The organism is Staphylococcus sp. HMSC071G07 (genome assembly GCF_001811435.1).
GTDB lineage: Bacteria > Bacillota > Bacilli > Staphylococcales > Staphylococcaceae > Staphylococcus > Staphylococcus pettenkoferi.
This window is the reverse complement of record NZ_KV804784.1, coordinates 30,098-49,712: the sequence shown is the minus strand read 5'-3', so window position 1 is coordinate 49,712 and position 19,615 is coordinate 30,098. Positions and strand designations below refer to the sequence as shown.

The following is a 19,615-nucleotide window of genomic DNA, read 5'->3' as shown; positions in this document are numbered from 1 at the left end:
TTGCTCCAGAAGCTCACTTTCCGTATAGGGAAAGTGGGCTTTTTTTGTGTGTGCTAGTAGATTTTATGGAAAAGAAGACGGTCGGGCGTCTAAAAATTTGAGAATTTCACGAGTATTTGAAAGGTTTATGAGCAGTGTGTAGACGCACTTTAGGATATAATAAGTTTATTAAATGACGAAATAATCAGAAAATAAGGAGAGGGTAACATGATGAGCGATTGGTTGATGTACATATTAATTATTGGAATGATGTTGCCAGAAATTATTATTGGAGTAAAAAAGTTATATCAAAAGTTCAAATCAGACAAGATAACCAAAGATAATAAAAATAGGGAGTGAGACAGAAATCTCTGATTTCGTAGTCTCACCCCCGCAAGGCTGACTAGTATTTGAGACAACGTTAGTTATCTCAAATACAGACAGCTACTGCGACAAGCACTAGTTAGTATCTTCATCAATTATTAAGTTCTCTTTAAGTGAGATTACTTGTTATTTGTTGCTTGTTCTTATTTTAATTTTTTAATTATGTCCCAGACTCCTGCATCTTTAGCACACACACTTATGAAGTGAACCATTGTGCATTCACGTTAGAATCGAGATAGTTGGCATCTACATTCTGTTGTAATTCAGGTGAATAGTAGCTATCTGTGTATTGCCATAACACTTTCTCGCGTGACGGTTCTTGGTTCGTATAAGACGCCATCCAGTAGCCGTCATAGTCACCTACTGAGTTCGCTGCGTTCTGTAACATGAAGTTCTCATAAGAGTAGAAGAGGACTTTCTTGTTACCAGCCAGGCTCTTCATTTCGTCGTACCAAGCAGAAGTCGCTTCGTCTGTCGTACCTGAAGTCACTGAATTCTGTTCGAAGTCATTCACGTAGAAGCTTGCTTTAGGTGCGCGGTTGTAAAGTGTTTGCGCTTCGTAGCGTGCATCTTGCGCATTCTCGTACATGCTGTATGAGTACACGCCGAATTTCATTCCTGCTTGGTCGAGGAGTGCAGAGTTGTGTTCTAACGTCTTATCGACATATTCAGAGCCATATTGGCCACGGATGATGATGAAGTCATAGTTTTTCTTCAATTGATTGACTTGAGCTTGAGTGAGCTGTCCTTGCCATTCAGAGATGTCTAATACGCGTTCACCTGAAGCGGTTTGACCACTTTCAGCTGAGCGGAATGGTGAACCGTTTTGATCGTTTGAGTCAGGTTTTTGAGCTTTTTCAGGGTGTTTTTGTAAGTATTCTTGATAACCAGACCCCATTGTCCCTTTGTGTTGTTCTGCTGCGTGTGAAGTTGAAGTGATTGCGAGTGTCGATACGCCGAGGATTCCTGCTGTAACAAGTCCTTTTTTGAGTGATGAAACCATGTATGATACTCCTTTATACTTATTTTTGGATAAAATTAAAGTAAAGCTAGTCTTATATATAAGTGAGAACATATTTAAATTCCAAATATAATAGTAATCGTAAAAGATTAAATAACGTTTGACAACCGTCCGCCCCAATTTTATAACAACTCGTAATACCTGTAATCACATTGTAAATAGTTGAAGTAGAAAAATCGTCTCAAATCAAGGTGAATAGGATTGTAAAAAGTGAAAGTGTCTGATATAATTCTAGATTGGAACTAATGAAAATTATTCCTTGGGATGAAATGACTGAAGTAAGGCACTTCGGTGTCTGAATTGAGTCACGAGATTCCCCGCATAGACCATAAGGAGGTGCAATACACATGGCAGCAACATACGAAGTAATGTACATCGTTCGTCCTAACATTGAAGAAGATGCGAAGAAATCAGTTGTAGAACGTTTCAACGGCATCTTAGCTTCACACGGATCAGAGGTTTTAGAAACTAAAGATTGGGGCAAACGTCGTTTAGCTTACGAAATCAATGACTTTAAAGAAGGATACTACAACATCGTACGTATCAAGACTGATAACAACGAAGCTACTGACGAATTCCAACGTTTAGCTAAAATCAGCGATGACATCATCCGTTACATTGTTATCAACGAAGACGATGACAAGACAAGAAAATAATATGGGGGCGCTTAAATGATCAATAGAGTTGTTTTAGTAGGTCGCTTAACGAAAGATCCAGATTATAGAACAACACCCTCAGGCGTGAGTGTAGCGACATTCACTCTTGCCGTCAATCGTACTTTTACCAATGCGCAAGGTGAACGCGAAGCTGATTTCATTAACTGCGTTGTCTTCCGTAAACAAGCAGAGAATGTAAGCAACTATCTCTTTAAAGGTAGTTTAGCTGGCGTTGACGGTCGTATTCAATCAAGTAGCTATGAAAACCAAGAAGGTCGACGTATCTTTGTGACTGAAGTGGTTTGTGACAGCGTTCAATTCCTTGAACCTAAAGGTCAGAACCAACGTCATCAACAATCTAACAACAATTTCCAAGACTTCGGTCAAGGACAAGGATTTGGTGGCCAACAGTCAGGTCAAAATACGTCGTACAACAATAACTCATCAAACAATAATCAATCTGACAATCCATTTGCGAATGCGAATGGTCCGATTGATATTAGTGATGATGATTTACCATTCTAAAGTAAACGAACGGATATAAATAACAAATATAAAATAAGGGAGGCAGTTAACCATGGCAGGTCCAAGAAGAGGCGGACGTCGTCGTAAAAAAGTATGCTACTTCACAGCGAATGGCATTACTCACATCGACTACAAAGACACTGAATTATTAAAACGCTTCATTTCAGAACGTGGTAAGATCTTACCACGTCGTGTGACAGGCACTTCTGCTAAATATCAACGTATGTTGACTACAGCAATTAAACGTGCACGTCAAATGGCGTTATTACCTTACGTTAAAGAAGAAAACTAATACTGAGATAGATGAACCTCGTAGGCATGTGCTTGCGGGGTTCTTCGCTTATTATCGTGCAATAAGGTGGCTTAAGTTTGAGTGCGAGCTAAGTAGTGCAATGAGGGAACACGCTGAAATAAGTTAGCGTGTGGAGTAGGTGAGTTAGTGGAGTCGAAGCATGGCATAGACGAGCGCTGCATTCATACTCGTGTGCAGAATGAGCTCTCCGCGAAGTGTGAAACCATTTTACCATTACTAGAAAAAGTCTCACTAATACATACAGAATAAGGAATATCACGCTTGCTATTCACGACGAACCTCGAGTTGTGCTATGTTAAACCTAAGCACGTAACATGAAATTAATGTTATATTGAGAGTGAGAAAGATAAAGAAGGTGAAAGAATGAAATCTTATGCGAAAATCACTGCACAAGGGGCTTACGTACCTGAAAAAGTGATGACGAACGAAGATTTTGAAGAAATCGTAGAGACCTCCGATGAGTGGATTCAGCAACGTACAGGGATGAAAGAACGACGTATTGCTGCGGAGGACGAATACTCTAGCGATATGAGCTATCAAGCTGTATTAGACTTACAGAAGAAATATGACGTCGATCTATCTGACGTGGATATGGTCATTAATGCGACGCTCACACCGGACTACAAGACACCGAGTGTGGCCTCTTACGTTCAGGCAAGGCTTGGTTTAGAGCATGCAGGGGCTTTCGATGTCAATGCGGCATGTGCCGGCTTTACTTACGCTTTGAACTTAGCGAACGGTTTGATTTCCTCAGGTCAGAACAAGAAGATTCTCGTAATTTCTTCAGAAGTGTTGTCTAAGATTACAGATTATACTGACCGAACAACGTGTATTCTCTTCGGTGATGGTGCGGGCGCATTCCTCGTAGAATACACTGAAGATGACCCAAGCTTCATCGCAAGCACATTCGGTTCAGACGGTGCGAAAGCGCCAAATTTATATTGCACTGAACACAATCAGACGATGTTCGGTGAAGATCTAGAGAACCCAGGTAAGATTGTTCAGAACGGCCGAGGCGTTTACAAATGGGCAGTAGGTAAAGTGCCTAAGATTATTGAAGAAACATTGGCGAAGACAGATTATACAACAGACGATTTAGCGTGGTTCGTACCTCATAGTGCCAACGCACGTATGGACGAATCTATTTGTGAACGTGCAGGTCTCGATAAAGAGAAGTTATTGATGAGTTTAGAGTACTTCGGTAACACGTCTTCAGCTACGATTCCACTCGCGATTGATTTAGCGATGCAACGTGGCCAAATGAAGAAAGGTGACTTGACGTTACTCGTAGGCTTTGGTGGCGGTCTCGCTTATTCTTCAACGTTGATTAAGTGGGATTTATAAGCGAAGCGTTGTATAGTGCGCGTTTTAAGTAAGTTTGAGTGTGATGAACTCACTGCTTAAAGCGCGTATTTTTATAAAATGAAAGGGGAAAATGGGATGTCAAAAGATGAAATTCAACAACGTATCAGAGCGATATATCAAGATATACTCATCGACTTGAAAGTGGAATGTATCGATGACTACTTTGCGACGGATTACACGCAAGTAACGGATCACGATAAAGTAGATTTAGCTGGATTTAAAGCGCATTTGAGTAAGTTGAAAGAAGTTGTGGAGAAGTTAACGGTTGAGTTATTTAAAGATGAGTTGGTTGATGAAAGCCAGCGCAGTGTATTTCTGAGATATGATGTAGAAGTGTTAAAAAAGGACGGCTCAGAAGGTGTCGTCGAAGTGTATGCGATCTTTAAGTTTAATGAAGATGGGAAATTGGTATCCTGTCGAGAGCTGACACAAGAGAGCAATCGAGATGTTCAAGGTCTCGGAAGTATTTCATAAGTATAGTAAAAAGCGCGTGTTTACTTGGTAATGAGTGAAATCAAGTATCCACGCGCTTTTAATTTGGATTGAGGACGGAATGATTACATAGAATATTGGACCACATCCTCAAAGTCGTATTTCTTAAGTAACGTACAGCCTAGTGGATGTTGACCTTGGTCCACATGCATATTGATGTCTTCAAGTACGTCTAAGATTTCGTATTCTGGCGTCGTAATGTCGAATGTGTATTGGAACAAATGGCCTTGTGTAGACATGACTGTAGCAACGAGCTCTTGGCCTTCCATGTTATAGTCTAACAATTTCATACATAACCCTCCTGTTGAAATATAATATGTACTTTCAGATTAGAATTATTATAATCTATAAGCTATTGTACTGTACTATACCACGAATTTAAAGGGTTATGCATGAATTTTAGGGATTAATTTAAAATAATTCTAATCTAGTGAGAGTGGTTATCAGTTAAAACGTTTTCGCCGTTATAGAGAAGGGTGAAGTCGAACTTTAGAGAGATAATAGGGACAATAGGAGATAATAAAAAAAGGTGGCTAAGAGAGCCACCCTAAGAGTAATATGTTCATGAATATAAAAGACTAGTAGTTAAACTAACTACACCTTCATTCTAGCATAAAATTGATATCGACACCACGTTTGATTCTATAACTTCTTGTATTTAATAAAATTCAAATTGTAATATTACCAAAATTAGAACTTAAAGGTATAAGTGTAATTTTAGACTTATTATATTGGTTATAGAGTTTATTATTGATAGAATGTTATTCGTGTGGAGGTGAAATAATATGGAAGAATTAGGTTCATTTATTATTATCAGTTTATTAATTATTATTGTTCCTGGTCCTGACTTTTTTATCGTCATGAAAAACTCAATTTCAGCAGGGAAGCGTAATGGCTTAACAGCAGCAACAGGAATTGCGACAGGACATCTCGCATATTCACTACTCGCAGTGTGTGGTCTCATCGTGATTGTAAGTAAATTTCACTGGCTCTTTGTGACCGTCAAATTATTTGGTGTGGCTTATTTAGTTTATTTAGGCGTACGCAGTATTATTAGTGCGCGTCAAAGCATGAACTTCTCAACACGCGGCATTGAACAACATGAGACGAAGTATTTCACTTCTTTCCGTCAAGGCTTTCTTAGTACGACCTTGAATCCGAAAGCGTTACTTTATTATCTCAGTATCTTACCTCAATTTATTAACACAGGTGAGGGCTTGAGTCTGCATATTCTAATATTATTAGGTAGTTTAATTATTTCGATTTGGGTATGGTTTATCTTCTGTGTTTATGTATTTCAGTACATCAAACGCTTCTTCGCCAACCGCGTATTTAAAGCGATCTTTGACTATGCAGTCGGCTTTATCTTAATCGGCTTATCTATCAAGTTATTGATTGGCTAATAAGTATTTTGCTTGTTGTAAAAGTCGTTGAAGTAGACTCAAGAAATCGAGGATAAGGCAACTTTAAGCAAGGATTCTAGAAAGCGCTAGATGCTTTTTAGAATCTCAAAGCTCGCCGTTTTAGTCGCTTTTGTAAGATGAATTCATTGATACATATTATTTATTAAAAATGCTCCGTTTCGAGATACAATACTTGAAACGGAGCGTTTTATAGTTATTTATTATTAATTAATTGAACAACCCCACTGATAATCATGACGATAGTGGTTAAAGCTGCGACAAGTGCAGGAATATAGTTTCCAGTGAAGATCATTATGATTGGTAGCAAGACGAGCAATATTGCACATAGAAAATGCCAAATCGCCGAAATAATACGGCAAGGTAAATTTTTAAAATAAGCTAAAACCACAGCAGGTAAGAAAAAGATAATAAACGTAACCACATTTGCGACGAGCTCTTTGGGTTGATCTAAGTTTACGGCATTCGCACCAGGTGGGTTAGAAGCGGCTGTAACAATTTGTGTAACTACAATAAGTACGAGAGCTAATAGTGCCCAAGATATGCGAGAAATCATTAAAGAACCTCCTAAGACATTAAAATAAAATCCTAACCTTATTCTTACGAAATTAGATTATTTTGTCAAAATAGAGTTGAAATTAATAAATATATAAAGCTGAAATTTGTTTGTTAAATAGAGCGCTAGTCACATTATAGGTTTGTATTTGGTAGGGTAGTATATAAGTGATGTCACTATTACGAAATCCGACTATGTCTGTGATGGAAAAACAACGAAGTCAAACAGATTTCTGAATTTCTTCCCCAAAAAAGCAGGACAGAAATCCAACTGATTTCTATCCTGCTCCTCATTACTATCGTTAATCCCTATAAGTGCAATATTTAAATCAACAAGTGAATGCATTAGAGCATCTTAGGAAAGATGAAAGAGATAATTGAGATTATCTAAGAAACTTCCTAATAGTACTGCTAGAATCACTGTAGTTACGCTTAGGAACACATGTAGTGGTCGCATTTCATTCTTCTCTTGTTTGTCGAATAGTACAAAAGCGATGAAGACAGCAGTAATTGCTCCAATGAGAATCGTTAAGACCATAAATCTGCCTCCTCAGTACTAACGTAAGCCCTTGTTGTTAGTTATTGTATCAAAGCAGATCTATAGGAATAAAGCGAATTTGACGCAAAAAACCTTACAATCATGTAAGGTTTTTTACACATATTTAACAATGGTGACAGACCTAAAAATGATAATTCTTTCATCACAAGGTTTCATACGATATTATAGTCTGTCATATTTGTAATATTTGATGGTAACTGGTTGAATTTTTGTGAGCGAAATTTTGCAGCATTAAACTTATTTATCTACTGCATCTGTTTTAATATCTTTAGATTTTAAGAATTTCTTGATTTTCTTCTGTTGTTTACCATTTACATCGCCTGCATATTTCGTAGAAACATCGACAACATTGAGCTCGTTTTGAGGCTGGTAATCAAGTTCTTCAATATCTTTATCTGCATCCTTAATTGTGCTGTTAAGAGCAGTGAAATATTTAATGATACGGTCTACGTTATCTTTATATCCAGCTGGAAGGGTGTTGTTTTTCATATATTTCTCGAAACGTACATCGTTTTTGATAGAAAGATGAGATAGGTTAGTAAGACGGTCTGCTTGTTTATCTGTAATCTTCTTATCAGAACCATATTGTCTATCTAATTTATATTGCATCAAGTATTTATTATCAAGAATATCGGAGTTTACATCCACATATTTTTGAATTGCTTGATTAGCTTCTTTCTCTGATAACTTTTTACCTTTCGTCTGGTCTTGGAAGATGTCCTTTTCTGATAGTTCTTTTACGTTCTTAGGCGCATTTTTAGAACTATGGTCTTGGTGATCTTCATCTTTGTTGTTACAAGCTGCGAGAGTGAGTGTAAGTATCATTATTAATCCGAGAATCAGACTTTTCTTCATTGTACAAGAATCTCCTTTAGTGTCCGTAATTACATAAGGTTCGCATCTTTAAGGGTACCATGATTTAGAGGGGAAGAACATTAATTTTAACCATAGATTCATGACATCTTCTTGAACGAACGATGAGGATTCTCGGTCTTCATAAAATTAAGACGCATAGAAGAATTTCACATTCTCCTATACGTCTTTGCACATTTATTTCAAAATAAGACTGCCGGACGTCTTATTTTCTAAATTTATCAAATTGAATTACGTTACTTTTATGTTTAGCGGCTTCTTCAAGCTCTCGACGTGTATGACCCTTGAATAACCAAACATGAACGTGTGGGCTAACTTGTTGAAGTGCTTTAATAAATGCTTGAGATGCACCGTTTTTGAACTTTAATTCTGGATTCTCGGTAATATCTTTAACCATGTAGTCAATGGATTTTTCATCTGGTATAAGTTTAAGCATGGCCACCATTTCTTGTAATAAATCATCAGTATCTAAAACAGCACTACCCTTATAGTAACGTTTTAATGTGTTCTTTAAGTTCTTAACATGGGGATTTTCTTCTGCGTCGCTTTCGTACACTATCTCGTCATACATCGCATCTAGAGATTCAGGTACATAGTAGTCTTTGACCAGATTTGAAATCTCCAGCATTTCTTCTCCCACATTATTGCGATATAGAGGATGAATAACGTAGTGATTCTTAATGATATATCTGTTATCAAGTACTCTACGACACTCAAGTTCGATTTCTTTCGCACTCATCTTATCGTTGAAGTATTTCTTCCAGAGTTTCGCTAGATGTTGCGTACTCACTATACCGTAGAACCAAACTGCTAAGTGGCAGAAGTAGTGAGCTATATCATCTTCCATAGATGGTTCATCTTCAAATAACGAATCATCTGATTCTAGAAGTTGTTTGAGTGCTTCCTCATCACCATTATTGAGTGCGTCGAACATCTGAAGTAATTCTTGCCCTTTTTTAGAATTAGCCATTTCAGGATCAGCTTTAAGCGATTTTATGAGGGCTTGATTTTCTATAAAATAATCCTCGTCTGTCATTTCGTCTTCATCATCTTCATCCATTTCATCAAAGAACTCATCAGCCATAGTCTCAAACCATTCATCTTCAAACTGAATGATACGTTCGTATAAATCAAACGGAATAACTAGAATATTCATGAAAGGATGATGATAGAAGATGATTTCCTCAAGTGGATAAGGGTTTACAACATCTTGAAGACTATTTCTCATTTGGCCAATCATCGTATCCTTATAGTTGTCATTCTTAGAATCGAGCTCCACCAAGATATTATATAGAAACTCATTATCTGTCATGATACGTTTATGAATCATTTCCGCTAGTTGTTTTTTATTTTTTTGAGAAAAGCCCTTAATAGCGTAAGTTCTACAAATGTCTTTCAAGTCATCCACTGTAAAATGTTCTACTAAATGTTCATAGAATAACATTTGTTCGAGCTCAACACGTGTTTCATAGATCATTTGATGCTTTCTTACTTGGATATCTTGTTCATATGAAAGATCATTAATTTCAGGATACTTGTTATCAAATACCTGTTCATTAAATAAATTTAAATCAGAAGGAGAGATATAATATTCATCTACACTGTAATGTTGTAAGATATTAAAACCTATAAGAAGGCGTATGTTATTACCTTCCTGTATAGGTATAATCGTAAGTTGATTTCCTTCTTTAACTAAATCTTCAATTTTTTTCTGTCCAGCTTCATTCAACTCGTTATAGAGTGTTTTAAAGCCTTCCTCATGCATATATTTAGCTAATTCCATTGGAAATTTGTCTCTCTCTTGAATATCAAAGTAATCGTATAAATCAAGTGCTTCTTTTTCCGTCATTTTTGTAAAATCAAGCATAGCACATCTCATCATTTTATTTCTTTATCCCTAATATAACGTGAAATTTACTTAGTATTGGGCGTTTCATTTTTCGATAGGCATCTCGTTCACAGAATTCTTATTACTATATTTAATATTATTATAAATTAAATTCGAAAAAATAAAAAGAGAGCCTCATTCGCTGTGAGACTCTCTTTATCAATCGCGCAAATTCGTTTTAATAAATGATAGGTGGAATATGCATTAATTACGAATAATATAATCGAATGCATTGAGTGCAGCGTTTGCGCCTGCGCCCATAGAAATAATGATTTGTTTGTTGCGATCGTCTGTCACGTCACCAGCTGCAAAGATACCTGGTACGCTTGTGGCATTCTTACGATCGATCATTACTTCGTTACCTTGGTTTAACTCAACATAGTTGTCGAGCCATTCTGTATTAGGGAGTAAACCGATTTGAACAAAGATTCCGTCGAGTTGAATCTCGTGTTCTTCACCTGTTTCTTTGTCTTGATATTGAATGCCTCTCACGCTATCTTCACCTAATACTTCAGTAGTTTGGGCATTTTTAACAATTGTTACGTTTGGTAATTCTCTTAAACGTTCTTGTAATACGTTATCCGCTTTCAATTCAGGATTACGTTCGAGTAAGGTTACATTTTTAACAATACCTGCTAAATCGATTGCGGCTTCAACACCTGAGTTACCTCCGCCGACAACTGCGACATCTTTACCTTCGAATAAAGGACCGTCACAGTGTGGACAGAATGCAACACCTTTGTTAAGCAAACGATCTTCGCCAGGAATTTGTAATTTACGCCAACGTGCACCTGTTGCGATAATCACTGTCTTACTCATTAACTTCGCATCGTTGTCTAATGTCACTTCGATGCCATCGTCTGTCTTCTCGATACCTTTAGCTTGAATGCCTTTCATCACATCGACGTCATATTGGTTGATGTGATCTTCAAGTGCAGATGAGAACTGAGGTCCTTCTGTTTCTTTCACAGTGACAAAGTTCTCGATCGTAGCTGTATCATTAACTTGACCACCGATACGGTCAGCAACGATACCTGTACGTAAACCTTTACGTGCTGTGTAAATCGCTGCAGTACCGCTTGCAGGGCCACCGCCTACGATAAGTACGTCGTAAGGGTCTTTGTCATTGAATTCAGAAGGGTCAGCTTTACTGCCGAGTTGGTTAAGAATATCTTGAACAGACATACGTCCGTTGCCGAATTCTTCACCGTTTAAAAAGACAGCAGGTACAGCCATGATATCTTCGGATTCGTCTTTGAAGACTGCACCGTCAATCATAGTGTGTGTGATGTTAGGGTTCACAACACTCATCAAGTTGAGTGCTTGAACGACATCTGGACATTTCTGACAAGTTAAACTGACGAATGTCTCAAAGTGAAGTGGGCCTTCTAAAGATTTGATTTGGTTGAGCACACTTTGCTCTTCTTTAGGTGGACGACCACTTACTTGAAGTAGTGCGAGCACGAAAGAGTTAAATTCATGACCCATTGGGATACCGGCGAAAGTGATGCCAGTATCCTCGTCAGGGCGATTGACAGTGAAACTTGGTGTACGTTTAAGGGATGCCTCTTCAACTTGGATTTGAGATGACATCGCTGATACTTCGTCTAAGAGCGCTTTAAGTTCTTCAGACTTATCATCAGAACCTAAACTTGCGCGTAAGACAACGTCACCTTCCATGAGTTGAAGTAATTGTTGTAATTGTGACTTTAACTCATCATTAAGCATTTAAATCAATGCCTCCTTAGATTTTACCAACTAAATCAAGGCCTGGTTGTAATGTTTCAGAACCTTCTTCCCATTTAGCTGGGCAAACTTCGCCTGGGTTCTTACGTACGTATTGAGCAGCTTTGATCTTACGTACTAATGTGCTTGCGTCACGGCCGATACCTTCAGCATTGATTTCAGCAGCTTGTACAACGCCGTCTGGGTCGATGATGAATGTACCACGGTTAGCAACGCCGCCTTCTTCGTCTAACACGTCGAAGTTACGAGTGATAGTTTGAGAAGGGTCACCAATCATTGGGTATTGTACTTTGTTAATTGCTTCTGAATGATCGTGCCAAGCTTTGTGTACGAAATGAGTATCTGTTGATACAGAGTAAACATTTACGCCAAGTTCTTGTAATTTGTCGTATTGATTTTGTAAGTCTTCTAATTCTGTAGGACATACGAATGAGAAGTCAGCTGGGTAGAAGCAAAGGATACTCCAAGAACCTTTTAAATCTTCATCTGATACTTCGAAGAATTCGTCTTTCTTAGGATCATAAGCGTTTGCAGTGAATGGTAAGATTTCTTTATTGATTAAAGACATAGATAAACATCCTCCTGTTTCGTAATCTGTTTTTTGAATTAGAATTATCAAGCTTTGTTATTAACGCTTGTTTATAATAATTCTAATCTCTTAAGTCTAATTATCACATGGCATTATCAATTCGTCAATATAAGCGCTTTTGAGTAAAAGTGCTGAAATGATAGGAATTTTAAATGCATCTTAACAGAATTTAACCTCGTTTAACAAAATTATCATAAATTCTAAGAGAAATCGTGATGATTGAGACGGAATTTCAATTAGAGATAGTTATTCTCAACTGAGGATGTATCTGAGACAAATTGTAAATATCTAATTTTTAATGTTAAAACCCTCGTTTACTTGGGAGCAGGACAGAAATCTGTGATTTCGTAATACTTCCCCCGTAAGAAGAGCTAAGATTCATAAGAGTGTAAGCCATTAAGAAGTCAGATAGCTACTACGTTTTTTAACTCGTCTAAATTACGAATCCTTTCACATTATATATAATAAGGCATCTAATATCTTAGTCTCAGGTTAATTAAAGAAATTTTAGATTTAATTCTTACGAAATCTATACCGATGACAACCTAACATAAAAATCAAGCTAACAAGCAACCATATTATTAAATATATAAAATTAAAATAATGTTGAAGTTCAATTTCTAATGTAAGATTTCCAGGTAGGTACTTACTAAATTGTTTTAAAGAACTTAAAGATTTCATTTCTGGCATCGCCGTAAATAATGACATCATTCCAAATAAAAATAAAGATATTAAATTGAAAAAAGTAGCCTTTCCTATAGTTTGGGCTAGGAATCCAAATCCTACTCCAATGCAAGAATAAATAAAATAAATTAATACAATTCCTATATATGTGGACCATCTCAAGTGAAGAGGATGGTTAAATATAAAAAGACTAATTATTATTGATAATAATGTAATGATTAATATAATAAATATTTTTGAGATAATAATTTCAATTAAAGAAGCCGGTGTTTTAATTAATCCTTTAAGCGTTCCTTTATCATTCTCTTCAGCGAATAAATTCATTAATGTCGATAAACTAATCATTACAAGAGTAAGATTGATAAGCATCAGTTGAAACATTTGAACTATATTTTCGGGTATATCTTTACCGAAGGCAACACGCCACATATAAGATAGTCCAATTATGACTATAGGCATTAATATAATAGAAGGGTTTCTGATTGCCTCTTTGAAATCTTTTTCAAGTAAAGCAGACATTCTCCGAGCACTCATACTAAACTAACTCCTTTCCAGTAACTTTAATAAAGATTTCATCAAGATGTGGTAAATCTGTAGATATATATTTTAGATTATTATCGTGTATTAAAGTTTTAATATATTCTCCGGTTTCTTCTGTGAGGGGTAAATATTTAATCTCATTATTACATTTGATGATTTTAATTTGTTGGTTACTAAAGCGATATCTTAAATTTTCGGGTGTATCTAATAGCTGTATTCTACCCTCATTAAGTAGAGCTACACGGTGACAAAGTTTAGTTGCTTCATTCATATTGTGAGTAGTTAGAAAGATAGTCGTACCTTGTTTATTTAATTGAACTAATCCTTTATGAATATATTCAATTGTTGTAGGGTCTAGAGAAGCTGTGGGCTCATCTAAAAAGAGAAGTTCTGGATTGTGTAGTAAAGATCTTCCTAAAAGTACACGTTGTTTCATTCCTTTAGAAAGGTTTTTGAAGAGTGTTTTCTTTTCTTTGTTTAAATTAATAAAGTCGAGAATTTCTTCAGCTTTTTTTATTGATTGATTATACAATTTAGCAAACATTTTTAAATTGTCCCACACGCTTAGTCGTTGGTAGGCTGTGCTTTCATCAGAAAGTATACCGATTTTAGATAAAAAAGCTTTATTTCCAATTCTACTTCCCGTAAATCCCATCACATTTAGACTGCCCTTAGACGGAACGGTGTTTCCTGTAAGCATGTTAATTGTAGTAGTTTTTCCAGCTCCACTTGGACCTAGAAATCCAAAAATCTCTCCACGTTTAACTGTAAAATCAATATGCTCTATAGCAACCTTACTACCGAATTTCTTACTTATATCTGACATATGTATAATATTGTCCATAAAAGTCGCCTCCTTTTTCTAACTTCAAAGTAGTTTATGAACTCTAAGAAGTCTATAAAAGGGAGGCGAAATGTACTGCTATAATTATAAATTGTAACTATGGGATATCGAAGAATCGTTCTATATCCTTAGATTTCTGACGTGATAAAGGAACAAGAGTATCTTTATCATGATTGAGACGTATAGAGTAATTATTTTTAGACCAAGAAATAACTTCACTTACTTTTTGCAAGTTAACAATATATGAACGATGACATCTATAAAATCCATATGGCTCTACTTTGTCAGATATAGATTGAAGTGTATCATCATAAATGTATTCTTCATTATTAATATAAATAATAACCTTTCCATTCTGGCTCTCTATAAAATCTATATCTATTGGATCAATGAATAAAGTTTTTTCTCGTGTTTTAACCACTAGTCTTCTCAATTTTAGATTTTTTACAGCGTAATCATCTTCTTGTACTCTTGAATGATTATCTTCAAAGGTAGATATTGGTTTTATTATATCTCTATTCAATCTATAACAACAATCTGTAATGAGTAAAGCTTCTTTTGCATTGTTTGTTAAGACCAATATAGAGGATGACTCACCGTACTTTTTCAATAAGCTGATTACTAATTGAGTTCCATTTATACTCAAATTTTGAAGAGGCTCTTTAATGATAAACGTAGGATGTGGATGTATTAGAACTTGGGTGAGAACTAAACGTTTATATACATCATGATTAATATTTTTAACCCAGTGTCGACTTTGTTCATTTAAATGAAATAGTTTTAAAATTTCTTCAACTGAGTAGGAGGAATTAAACCATTTTATCCAGAATTTAATAATCTCTCTAACGCTAAGTCGTTCAGGTAGGGGGTGTTCAAAATCTATAAATGAAATCGAAGAATTATCTTGATTATAATTTAATAAATCCTCTTGATATTGACGCTCAGTAACAATTGTTGTGAGATTTGGTGGTATATTGAATTTTTTATTTGGGTTAATATAGAGTGTCTGTTCAGTCATTTCAATTCTCTCCAATAATATTAATCATTGTACCATGTGAAATTACTTTTAATTTTAACATAAAAAACACGACAACCCTCATCTATGGGCTGCCGCGTTTCATTATCATCTCACTTATCTTTCTCGATCCCAATAACGTACGCGTTCAAATGCTTGAACGATAGCTGTTGGATCATCTGAAGTGATGACACCTGGCGCGTCAAAGTTCACTTTACTGTTTGCCATTTGTTCTTTCGCTTTCTCATTTACAACGATAGGTTTGTTGTGTTTGTAAGCGAGTTCCGCAAACTCTTCAGCTGCAGGATGCATATCTGAGCCATCTGAGATGACGATTAAGCTATCGAAGAGTGTTGGATGTGCAGTATCGTATGTTTCAGTGATACCGAAGTCTTCAGAAATTGCTTTAGGGTGTGCACCGACAAAGGCATAGTTAAGATGTTTGTCTGCGAAGACTTGTGCATAAGATTTCAATGTTTCTTCACTGATATCACCGTTTGTCGCTACTGCTACAGAGTGACCTTCGAGTGGGATGTTATATTTCGTCATTGTAAGTTGACTGTCTTTCGCATCTGTTTGAACTTCTTCATTTTCTTCAGGAAGCTCAACGCCGACATTCTCTGCAACGCGTTCTGCGAGTTCACGATCAACTTTATTCAATTGATTTACCGCATTTTGCTTAACGCCAATGTCTTTACATTTACCGATTTCGAATGAGAAACCATCGACAGTGTGGTCGAATTCAGGTTGCGTTAAACTGTTGAGATACAGTTTCGCTTGAGTGTAGTAATCTTTAAAGCTTTCACTACGTTTGCGAATCTTGCGACCTTCCACTTTTTCTTGATAGTGCTCATAACCGCCTTCTTCACGTGGCGTTGTATGAGGATCGTTGTTGTTAAGATAGTTTTTATGATAAGCCGTTTGACCTTCATGTTTGTTCATTTGATGCATACCGTCACGTTGGTTGTTATGCACTTCGTTTACTGGGCGGTTGATAGGAATTTGGTTAAAATTAGGTCCGCCAAGTCTTGAAATTTGAGTATCTGTATATGAGAATAAACGACCTTGTAATAATGGGTCATTTGAGAAGTCGATACCAGGAACGATATGACCAGGGTGGAATGCAGCTTGTTCTGTTTCATCAAAAACGTTTGTAACGTTTTGATTTAACGTCATTTTACCTACAATCTTCACAGGAACTTGATCTTCTGGCCAAATCTTAGTTGGGTCTAAGATATCAAAGTCGAAATCAAATTCTTGTTCTGGACGGATGATTTGTAAGCCTAATTCCCATTCAGGGTAGTCGCCTTTCTCGATAGATTCGTATAAATCTTTACGGTGGAAGTCGACATCTTTACCGTGAAGGATTTGCGCTTCGTCCCAAACTAGAGATTCAAGACCTTGTTTCGGTTTCCAATGGAATTTCACGAAGTAAGATTGGCCTTCTTTATTCACTAAGCGGAATGTGTGAATACCGAAACCTTCCATTTGTCTAAAGTTCTTCGGAATACCACGGTCACTCATTGCCCACACTGCAGTATGAGTAGACTCAGGGTTCTGAGCGAAGAAATCCCAGAATGTATCGTGTGCTGAACCACCTTGAGGTACTTCGTTATGAGGTTCAGGTTTAACCGCATGAATTAAATCAGGGAATTTAATTGCATCTTGGATAAAGAAGACTGGTATGTTGTTACCTACGAGGTCAAAGATACCTTCGTCTGTGTAGAATTTCGTCGCGAAACCGCGTACGTCACGCACTGTATCAGGTGAACCTTTAGAACCTTGAACAGTTGAGAATCTTACAAAGACAGGTGTTGTTTTTTCAGGATGAGTTAAGAAATCAGCTGATGTGTATTCAGATAAGTCTTCATATACTTGGAACTCACCGTGTGCACCGAAACCACGCGCGTGCACGATACGTTCAGGAATACGTTCGTGGTCGAAATGCATGATTTTTTCTCTGAAATGGAAGTCTTCAAGTAGACTTGGACCACGATCGCCGACTGTTAATGTGTTTTCATCTTCACTGATTTTCACGCCATTGTTCGTCGTCATGGCTTGTTGATCATTATTTTTACGAAATTGTTGCAATTGTTCTTGCTTTTTATTAGACATACTATTCCCCCACTTTCTTACTGTTTTTATTCCACGATTATTAAAAACAAAACGTTATTCAAAGCGACAGTGAATTGAAATGGCGTGTTATTCATTGCGTATTTAAAAGTGTTGTTTGCGAGAAATAGAAGAGGTTCGTTAATGCAGAAGAAAATCCCAGCTATCCTCTATATGAGCTGGGATAACTGGGAAGTATGTCTTGTCCTCATTTATCAAACTTATTTAAACGTTACTTTTACACTACCGACATCTGAATAAGATGCTTCGTACGTGCCTTTTTTAACCGGAATTGGAGAGATAAAGGTACCAGAAGAAATCACTTGTCCGGCTTTCAATTGTTTACCATGATCCGCAAGTTTCTTTGCTAACCACTGTACAGATTTCACTGGATTACCAAGGACTTCAGTTGAGTCTCCAGTTTCGATTTCTTCGCCGTTGAATGATAGAGATAACTGAATATCAGCGAATTTGTCGTAAGAGAGTGGCGCGACTTCTTCTCCAACGACAATTAACCCCGTAGCCGTGTTATCCGCAAGTAAGTCTCCGAGTGTGAAGTTAGGGAACCAGTCTTGATAGCGTGCGTCTGGTACTTCGATGCCAGGCGCGATGCGTACGCTATCTAATACTTCTTCGGCACTTGGGTCTTGAGGTAAGTCTGCCGTCAGTATAAACATGATTTCTGGTTCAATGAGTGGGTCAAATAAATCAGAAACTGCAATTTCACTCTCATGCTTAAAGACCTTATTTGATAGTATTGTGCCATATGCAGGTTCATGTGTGTTGGCGATACTTTGTGTAGCGGCACTTGTCATGCTAACTTTGTAGTCGGCCACCTCTACGTTCTGTGCATCTTTAAGTTGCTCGATGAGTAAGTCTTGTGTTGCGTAAGCTTCAGGTTCAGACAGTTCTACACTTTTACTGATAAAAGGGATCGGTTCGTGATCCTGAAAAGCTTTGAATAATTGTTGTGCAACTGTTTGATTGCCTTGTGTCATATAACATCTCTCCCGATTTAGAATTCTGAAAATTGTTACTAATATCTTAACGATAAATACACAATTATGCAACGGAAGAGCCGAAATCAACCGTGCAATATTGAATTGAGCTCACATTTTACTAAGATAAGAATTCGCTTTCGCAGTTTGTTTAGCGGCTAAATAGGGTAAAATAATATCAATCATCACCCGATAGAAATTGGATGCATAAAGGAGTGAAAGCATGGGAGACTATATTTACAACTTATTAACACAACATCACTCAGTCAGACGGTTTAAAGACCAACCGCTCCCTGAATCTGATGTTCAACACATCGTGGAAGCAGGCCAAGCAGCTTCAACGTCTAGCTACTTACAAACGTACTCTGTCATCGGTATTGACGACCTTCAAGTCAAAGAGAGCTTGAAAGAAGTTTCTGGACAGCCGTACGTAGAAGAGAATGGCTATTTATTCGTCTTCGTCATGGACTATTATAGACATTCAGTTATGGACGATGAACGTCAAGAAGACTTGGAAGAAGCGTTTGGCTCTACTGAGAACCTACTCGTAGGGTCTATCGATGTCGCGCTACTGGCTCAGAATATGGCAGTAACTGCTGAAGATATGGGCTATGGCATCGTCTATCTTGGCTCATTGCGTAATGATGTTGCGCGTGTGAAAGAAATCTTAGACCTCCCTGACTATACCTTCCCACTATTTGGTATGGCAGTAGGTGTGCCAGCAGATAACGAGAATGGTTCACCTAAACCGAGACTTCCTTTCGAAGCTGTCTTTCATAAAAACAAATATATTCATGATAAAACACAACATCGTCAGTTATTGAGACGTTACGATCAAACGGTGAGTGATTATTACCGTCAACGTACGAATGGAGAAAGAACGGAAACTTGGTCTAACCAAGTGATTAACTTTATGAGTACGAAACAACGTCTTGATATGTTAGATGAGTTAAACAAATCCTGATTTGTGAAGAAGTAAGGAGATAGAGGGCTCTGTGTAGACGTTTGATAAAGTGAAATAGAAACGGATACGCTGAGTCCTTTTTAAACATATAA

The 19,615-nt window shown here is 37.0% G+C and carries 21 protein-coding genes; 8 read left to right on the top strand and 13 right to left on the bottom strand.

Annotation, left to right across the window (positions count from 1 at the left end):
* Nucleotides 1-207 precede the first annotated feature (207 nt).
* Nucleotides 208-339, top strand: a complete 132-nt coding sequence (locus tag HMPREF2802_RS12385; RefSeq protein WP_256277937.1) for a hypothetical protein — start codon at nucleotides 208-210, stop codon at nucleotides 337-339.
* 220 nt (nucleotides 340-559) lie between these two features.
* Here the strand turns inward: HMPREF2802_RS12385 and HMPREF2802_RS09595 are convergent, their stop codons facing one another.
* Complete coding sequence (locus HMPREF2802_RS09595) at nucleotides 560-1,366, bottom strand: GH25 family lysozyme (protein ID WP_002472751.1); 807 nt, start codon at nucleotides 1,364-1,366, stop codon at nucleotides 560-562.
* A gap of 365 nt (nucleotides 1,367-1,731) precedes the next feature.
* Here HMPREF2802_RS09595 and rpsF point away from each other — a divergent pair, with 365 nt between their 5' ends.
* From rpsF to HMPREF2802_RS09570, 5 genes are all read left to right on the top strand, one after another.
* The gene (gene rpsF, locus HMPREF2802_RS09590) at nucleotides 1,732-2,040 is read left to right on the top strand and encodes a 30S ribosomal protein S6 (RefSeq protein ID WP_002472759.1); all 309 of its coding nucleotides are present in this window, start codon (nucleotides 1,732-1,734) and stop codon (nucleotides 2,038-2,040) included.
* Nucleotides 2,041-2,055: 15 nt separating this feature from the next.
* Nucleotides 2,056-2,565, top strand: coding sequence for a single-stranded DNA-binding protein (gene ssb, locus HMPREF2802_RS09585; RefSeq protein WP_070504033.1), 510 nt, complete (start codon nucleotides 2,056-2,058; stop codon nucleotides 2,563-2,565).
* A gap of 52 nt (nucleotides 2,566-2,617) precedes the next feature.
* A complete protein-coding gene (gene rpsR, locus HMPREF2802_RS09580) occupies nucleotides 2,618-2,857 on the top strand; it encodes a 30S ribosomal protein S18 (protein WP_049405376.1) in 240 nt (79 codons plus the stop codon).
* A 384-nt stretch (nucleotides 2,858-3,241) separates the two neighbouring features.
* Nucleotides 3,242-4,222, top strand: coding sequence for a ketoacyl-ACP synthase III (locus HMPREF2802_RS09575; protein WP_070504031.1), 981 nt, complete (start codon nucleotides 3,242-3,244; stop codon nucleotides 4,220-4,222).
* Nucleotides 4,223-4,318: 96 nt separating this feature from the next.
* Nucleotides 4,319-4,717, top strand: coding sequence for a hypothetical protein (locus tag HMPREF2802_RS09570; RefSeq protein WP_070504029.1), 399 nt, complete (start codon nucleotides 4,319-4,321; stop codon nucleotides 4,715-4,717).
* Nucleotides 4,718-4,800: 83 nt separating this feature from the next.
* On the opposite strand, the gene HMPREF2802_RS09565 is transcribed toward HMPREF2802_RS09570, so the two are convergent.
* Nucleotides 4,801-5,025: a hypothetical protein gene (locus HMPREF2802_RS09565; RefSeq protein WP_002472778.1), complete on the bottom strand. Its 225-nt coding sequence runs from the start codon at nucleotides 5,023-5,025 to the stop codon at nucleotides 4,801-4,803.
* Nucleotides 5,026-5,520: 495 nt separating this feature from the next.
* Here HMPREF2802_RS09565 and HMPREF2802_RS09560 point away from each other — a divergent pair, with 495 nt between their 5' ends.
* Nucleotides 5,521-6,138: a LysE family translocator gene (locus HMPREF2802_RS09560; protein ID WP_002472774.1), complete on the top strand. Its 618-nt coding sequence runs from the start codon at nucleotides 5,521-5,523 to the stop codon at nucleotides 6,136-6,138.
* 214 nt (nucleotides 6,139-6,352) lie between these two features.
* Here the strand turns inward: HMPREF2802_RS09560 and HMPREF2802_RS09555 are convergent, their stop codons facing one another.
* From HMPREF2802_RS09555 to HMPREF2802_RS09505, 11 genes are all read right to left on the bottom strand, one after another.
* The gene (locus HMPREF2802_RS09555) at nucleotides 6,353-6,712 is read right to left on the bottom strand and encodes a hypothetical protein (protein ID WP_070504026.1); all 360 of its coding nucleotides are present in this window, start codon (nucleotides 6,710-6,712) and stop codon (nucleotides 6,353-6,355) included.
* Nucleotides 6,713-7,066: 354 nt separating this feature from the next.
* Nucleotides 7,067-7,249 (bottom strand): hypothetical protein, encoded by a 183-nt coding sequence (locus tag HMPREF2802_RS09550; RefSeq protein ID WP_002472733.1) that lies wholly within the window; start codon nucleotides 7,247-7,249, stop codon nucleotides 7,067-7,069.
* A 258-nt stretch (nucleotides 7,250-7,507) separates the two neighbouring features.
* Complete coding sequence (locus tag HMPREF2802_RS09545; RefSeq protein WP_049410176.1) at nucleotides 7,508-8,125, bottom strand: NDxxF motif lipoprotein; 618 nt, start codon at nucleotides 8,123-8,125, stop codon at nucleotides 7,508-7,510.
* Nucleotides 8,126-8,348: 223 nt separating this feature from the next.
* A complete protein-coding gene (locus tag HMPREF2802_RS09540; protein ID WP_070504023.1) occupies nucleotides 8,349-10,010 on the bottom strand; it encodes a hypothetical protein in 1,662 nt (553 codons plus the stop codon).
* Between the two features lie 225 nt (nucleotides 10,011-10,235).
* Nucleotides 10,236-11,759 (bottom strand): alkyl hydroperoxide reductase subunit F, encoded by a 1,524-nt coding sequence (gene ahpF, locus HMPREF2802_RS09535; RefSeq protein WP_070504020.1) that lies wholly within the window; start codon nucleotides 11,757-11,759, stop codon nucleotides 10,236-10,238.
* Between the two features lie 16 nt (nucleotides 11,760-11,775).
* Nucleotides 11,776-12,345 (bottom strand): alkyl hydroperoxide reductase subunit C, encoded by a 570-nt coding sequence (gene ahpC / locus HMPREF2802_RS09530; protein WP_002472723.1) that lies wholly within the window; start codon nucleotides 12,343-12,345, stop codon nucleotides 11,776-11,778.
* 534 nt (nucleotides 12,346-12,879) lie between these two features.
* Nucleotides 12,880-13,569, bottom strand: a complete 690-nt coding sequence (locus HMPREF2802_RS09525; protein ID WP_176744794.1) for an ABC transporter permease — start codon at nucleotides 13,567-13,569, stop codon at nucleotides 12,880-12,882.
* A gap of 16 nt (nucleotides 13,570-13,585) precedes the next feature.
* Nucleotides 13,586-14,434, bottom strand: a complete 849-nt coding sequence (locus HMPREF2802_RS09520) for an ABC transporter ATP-binding protein (RefSeq protein WP_070504014.1) — start codon at nucleotides 14,432-14,434, stop codon at nucleotides 13,586-13,588.
* Nucleotides 14,435-14,531: 97 nt separating this feature from the next.
* The gene (locus tag HMPREF2802_RS09515) at nucleotides 14,532-15,452 is read right to left on the bottom strand and encodes a LytR/AlgR family response regulator transcription factor (RefSeq protein WP_070504012.1); all 921 of its coding nucleotides are present in this window, start codon (nucleotides 15,450-15,452) and stop codon (nucleotides 14,532-14,534) included.
* A 114-nt stretch (nucleotides 15,453-15,566) separates the two neighbouring features.
* Nucleotides 15,567-17,564, bottom strand: a complete 1,998-nt coding sequence (locus HMPREF2802_RS09510; protein ID WP_070504009.1) for a catalase — start codon at nucleotides 17,562-17,564, stop codon at nucleotides 15,567-15,569.
* A 218-nt stretch (nucleotides 17,565-17,782) separates the two neighbouring features.
* Nucleotides 17,783-18,559, bottom strand: coding sequence for a 2-keto-4-pentenoate hydratase (locus HMPREF2802_RS09505; protein WP_070504005.1), 777 nt, complete (start codon nucleotides 18,557-18,559; stop codon nucleotides 17,783-17,785).
* Between the two features lie 223 nt (nucleotides 18,560-18,782).
* On the opposite strand from HMPREF2802_RS09505, the gene HMPREF2802_RS09500 reads away from it, so the two are divergent.
* On the top strand, nucleotides 18,783-19,523 hold the full coding sequence (locus tag HMPREF2802_RS09500) for an NADPH-dependent oxidoreductase (protein ID WP_070504002.1): 741 nt from the start codon (nucleotides 18,783-18,785) through the stop codon (nucleotides 19,521-19,523).
* Nucleotides 19,524-19,615: the final 92 nt, after the last annotated feature.

Bases quoted from the DNA above. Each gene is read 5' to 3' on its own strand.
- HMPREF2802_RS12385 (WP_256277937.1), top strand. From the start codon at position 208: ATGATGAGCGATTGGTTGATGTACATATTAATTATTGGAATGATGTTG.
- HMPREF2802_RS09595 (WP_002472751.1), bottom strand. From the start codon at position 1,366: ATGGTTTCATCACTCAAAAAAGGACTTGTTACAGCAGGAATCCTCGGC.
- rpsF (WP_002472759.1), top strand. From the start codon at position 1,732: ATGGCAGCAACATACGAAGTAATGTACATCGTTCGTCCTAACATTGAA.
- ssb (WP_070504033.1), top strand. From the start codon at position 2,056: ATGATCAATAGAGTTGTTTTAGTAGGTCGCTTAACGAAAGATCCAGAT.
- rpsR (WP_049405376.1), top strand. From the start codon at position 2,618: ATGGCAGGTCCAAGAAGAGGCGGACGTCGTCGTAAAAAAGTATGCTAC.
- HMPREF2802_RS09575 (WP_070504031.1), top strand. From the start codon at position 3,242: ATGAAATCTTATGCGAAAATCACTGCACAAGGGGCTTACGTACCTGAA.
- HMPREF2802_RS09570 (WP_070504029.1), top strand. From the start codon at position 4,319: ATGTCAAAAGATGAAATTCAACAACGTATCAGAGCGATATATCAAGAT.
- HMPREF2802_RS09565 (WP_002472778.1), bottom strand. From the start codon at position 5,025: ATGAAATTGTTAGACTATAACATGGAAGGCCAAGAGCTCGTTGCTACA.
- HMPREF2802_RS09560 (WP_002472774.1), top strand. From the start codon at position 5,521: ATGGAAGAATTAGGTTCATTTATTATTATCAGTTTATTAATTATTATT.
- HMPREF2802_RS09555 (WP_070504026.1), bottom strand. From the start codon at position 6,712: ATGATTTCTCGCATATCTTGGGCACTATTAGCTCTCGTACTTATTGTA.
- HMPREF2802_RS09550 (WP_002472733.1), bottom strand. From the start codon at position 7,249: ATGGTCTTAACGATTCTCATTGGAGCAATTACTGCTGTCTTCATCGCT.
- HMPREF2802_RS09545 (WP_049410176.1), bottom strand. From the start codon at position 8,125: ATGAAGAAAAGTCTGATTCTCGGATTAATAATGATACTTACACTCACT.
- HMPREF2802_RS09540 (WP_070504023.1), bottom strand. From the start codon at position 10,010: ATGCTTGATTTTACAAAAATGACGGAAAAAGAAGCACTTGATTTATAC.
- ahpF (WP_070504020.1), bottom strand. From the start codon at position 11,759: ATGCTTAATGATGAGTTAAAGTCACAATTACAACAATTACTTCAACTC.
- ahpC (WP_002472723.1), bottom strand. From the start codon at position 12,345: ATGTCTTTAATCAATAAAGAAATCTTACCATTCACTGCAAACGCTTAT.
- HMPREF2802_RS09525 (WP_176744794.1), bottom strand. From the start codon at position 13,569: ATGTCTGCTTTACTTGAAAAAGATTTCAAAGAGGCAATCAGAAACCCT.
- HMPREF2802_RS09520 (WP_070504014.1), bottom strand. From the start codon at position 14,434: ATGGACAATATTATACATATGTCAGATATAAGTAAGAAATTCGGTAGT.
- HMPREF2802_RS09515 (WP_070504012.1), bottom strand. From the start codon at position 15,452: ATGACTGAACAGACACTCTATATTAACCCAAATAAAAAATTCAATATA.
- HMPREF2802_RS09510 (WP_070504009.1), bottom strand. From the start codon at position 17,564: ATGTCTAATAAAAAGCAAGAACAATTGCAACAATTTCGTAAAAATAAT.
- HMPREF2802_RS09505 (WP_070504005.1), bottom strand. From the start codon at position 18,559: ATGACACAAGGCAATCAAACAGTTGCACAACAATTATTCAAAGCTTTT.
- HMPREF2802_RS09500 (WP_070504002.1), top strand. From the start codon at position 18,783: ATGGGAGACTATATTTACAACTTATTAACACAACATCACTCAGTCAGA.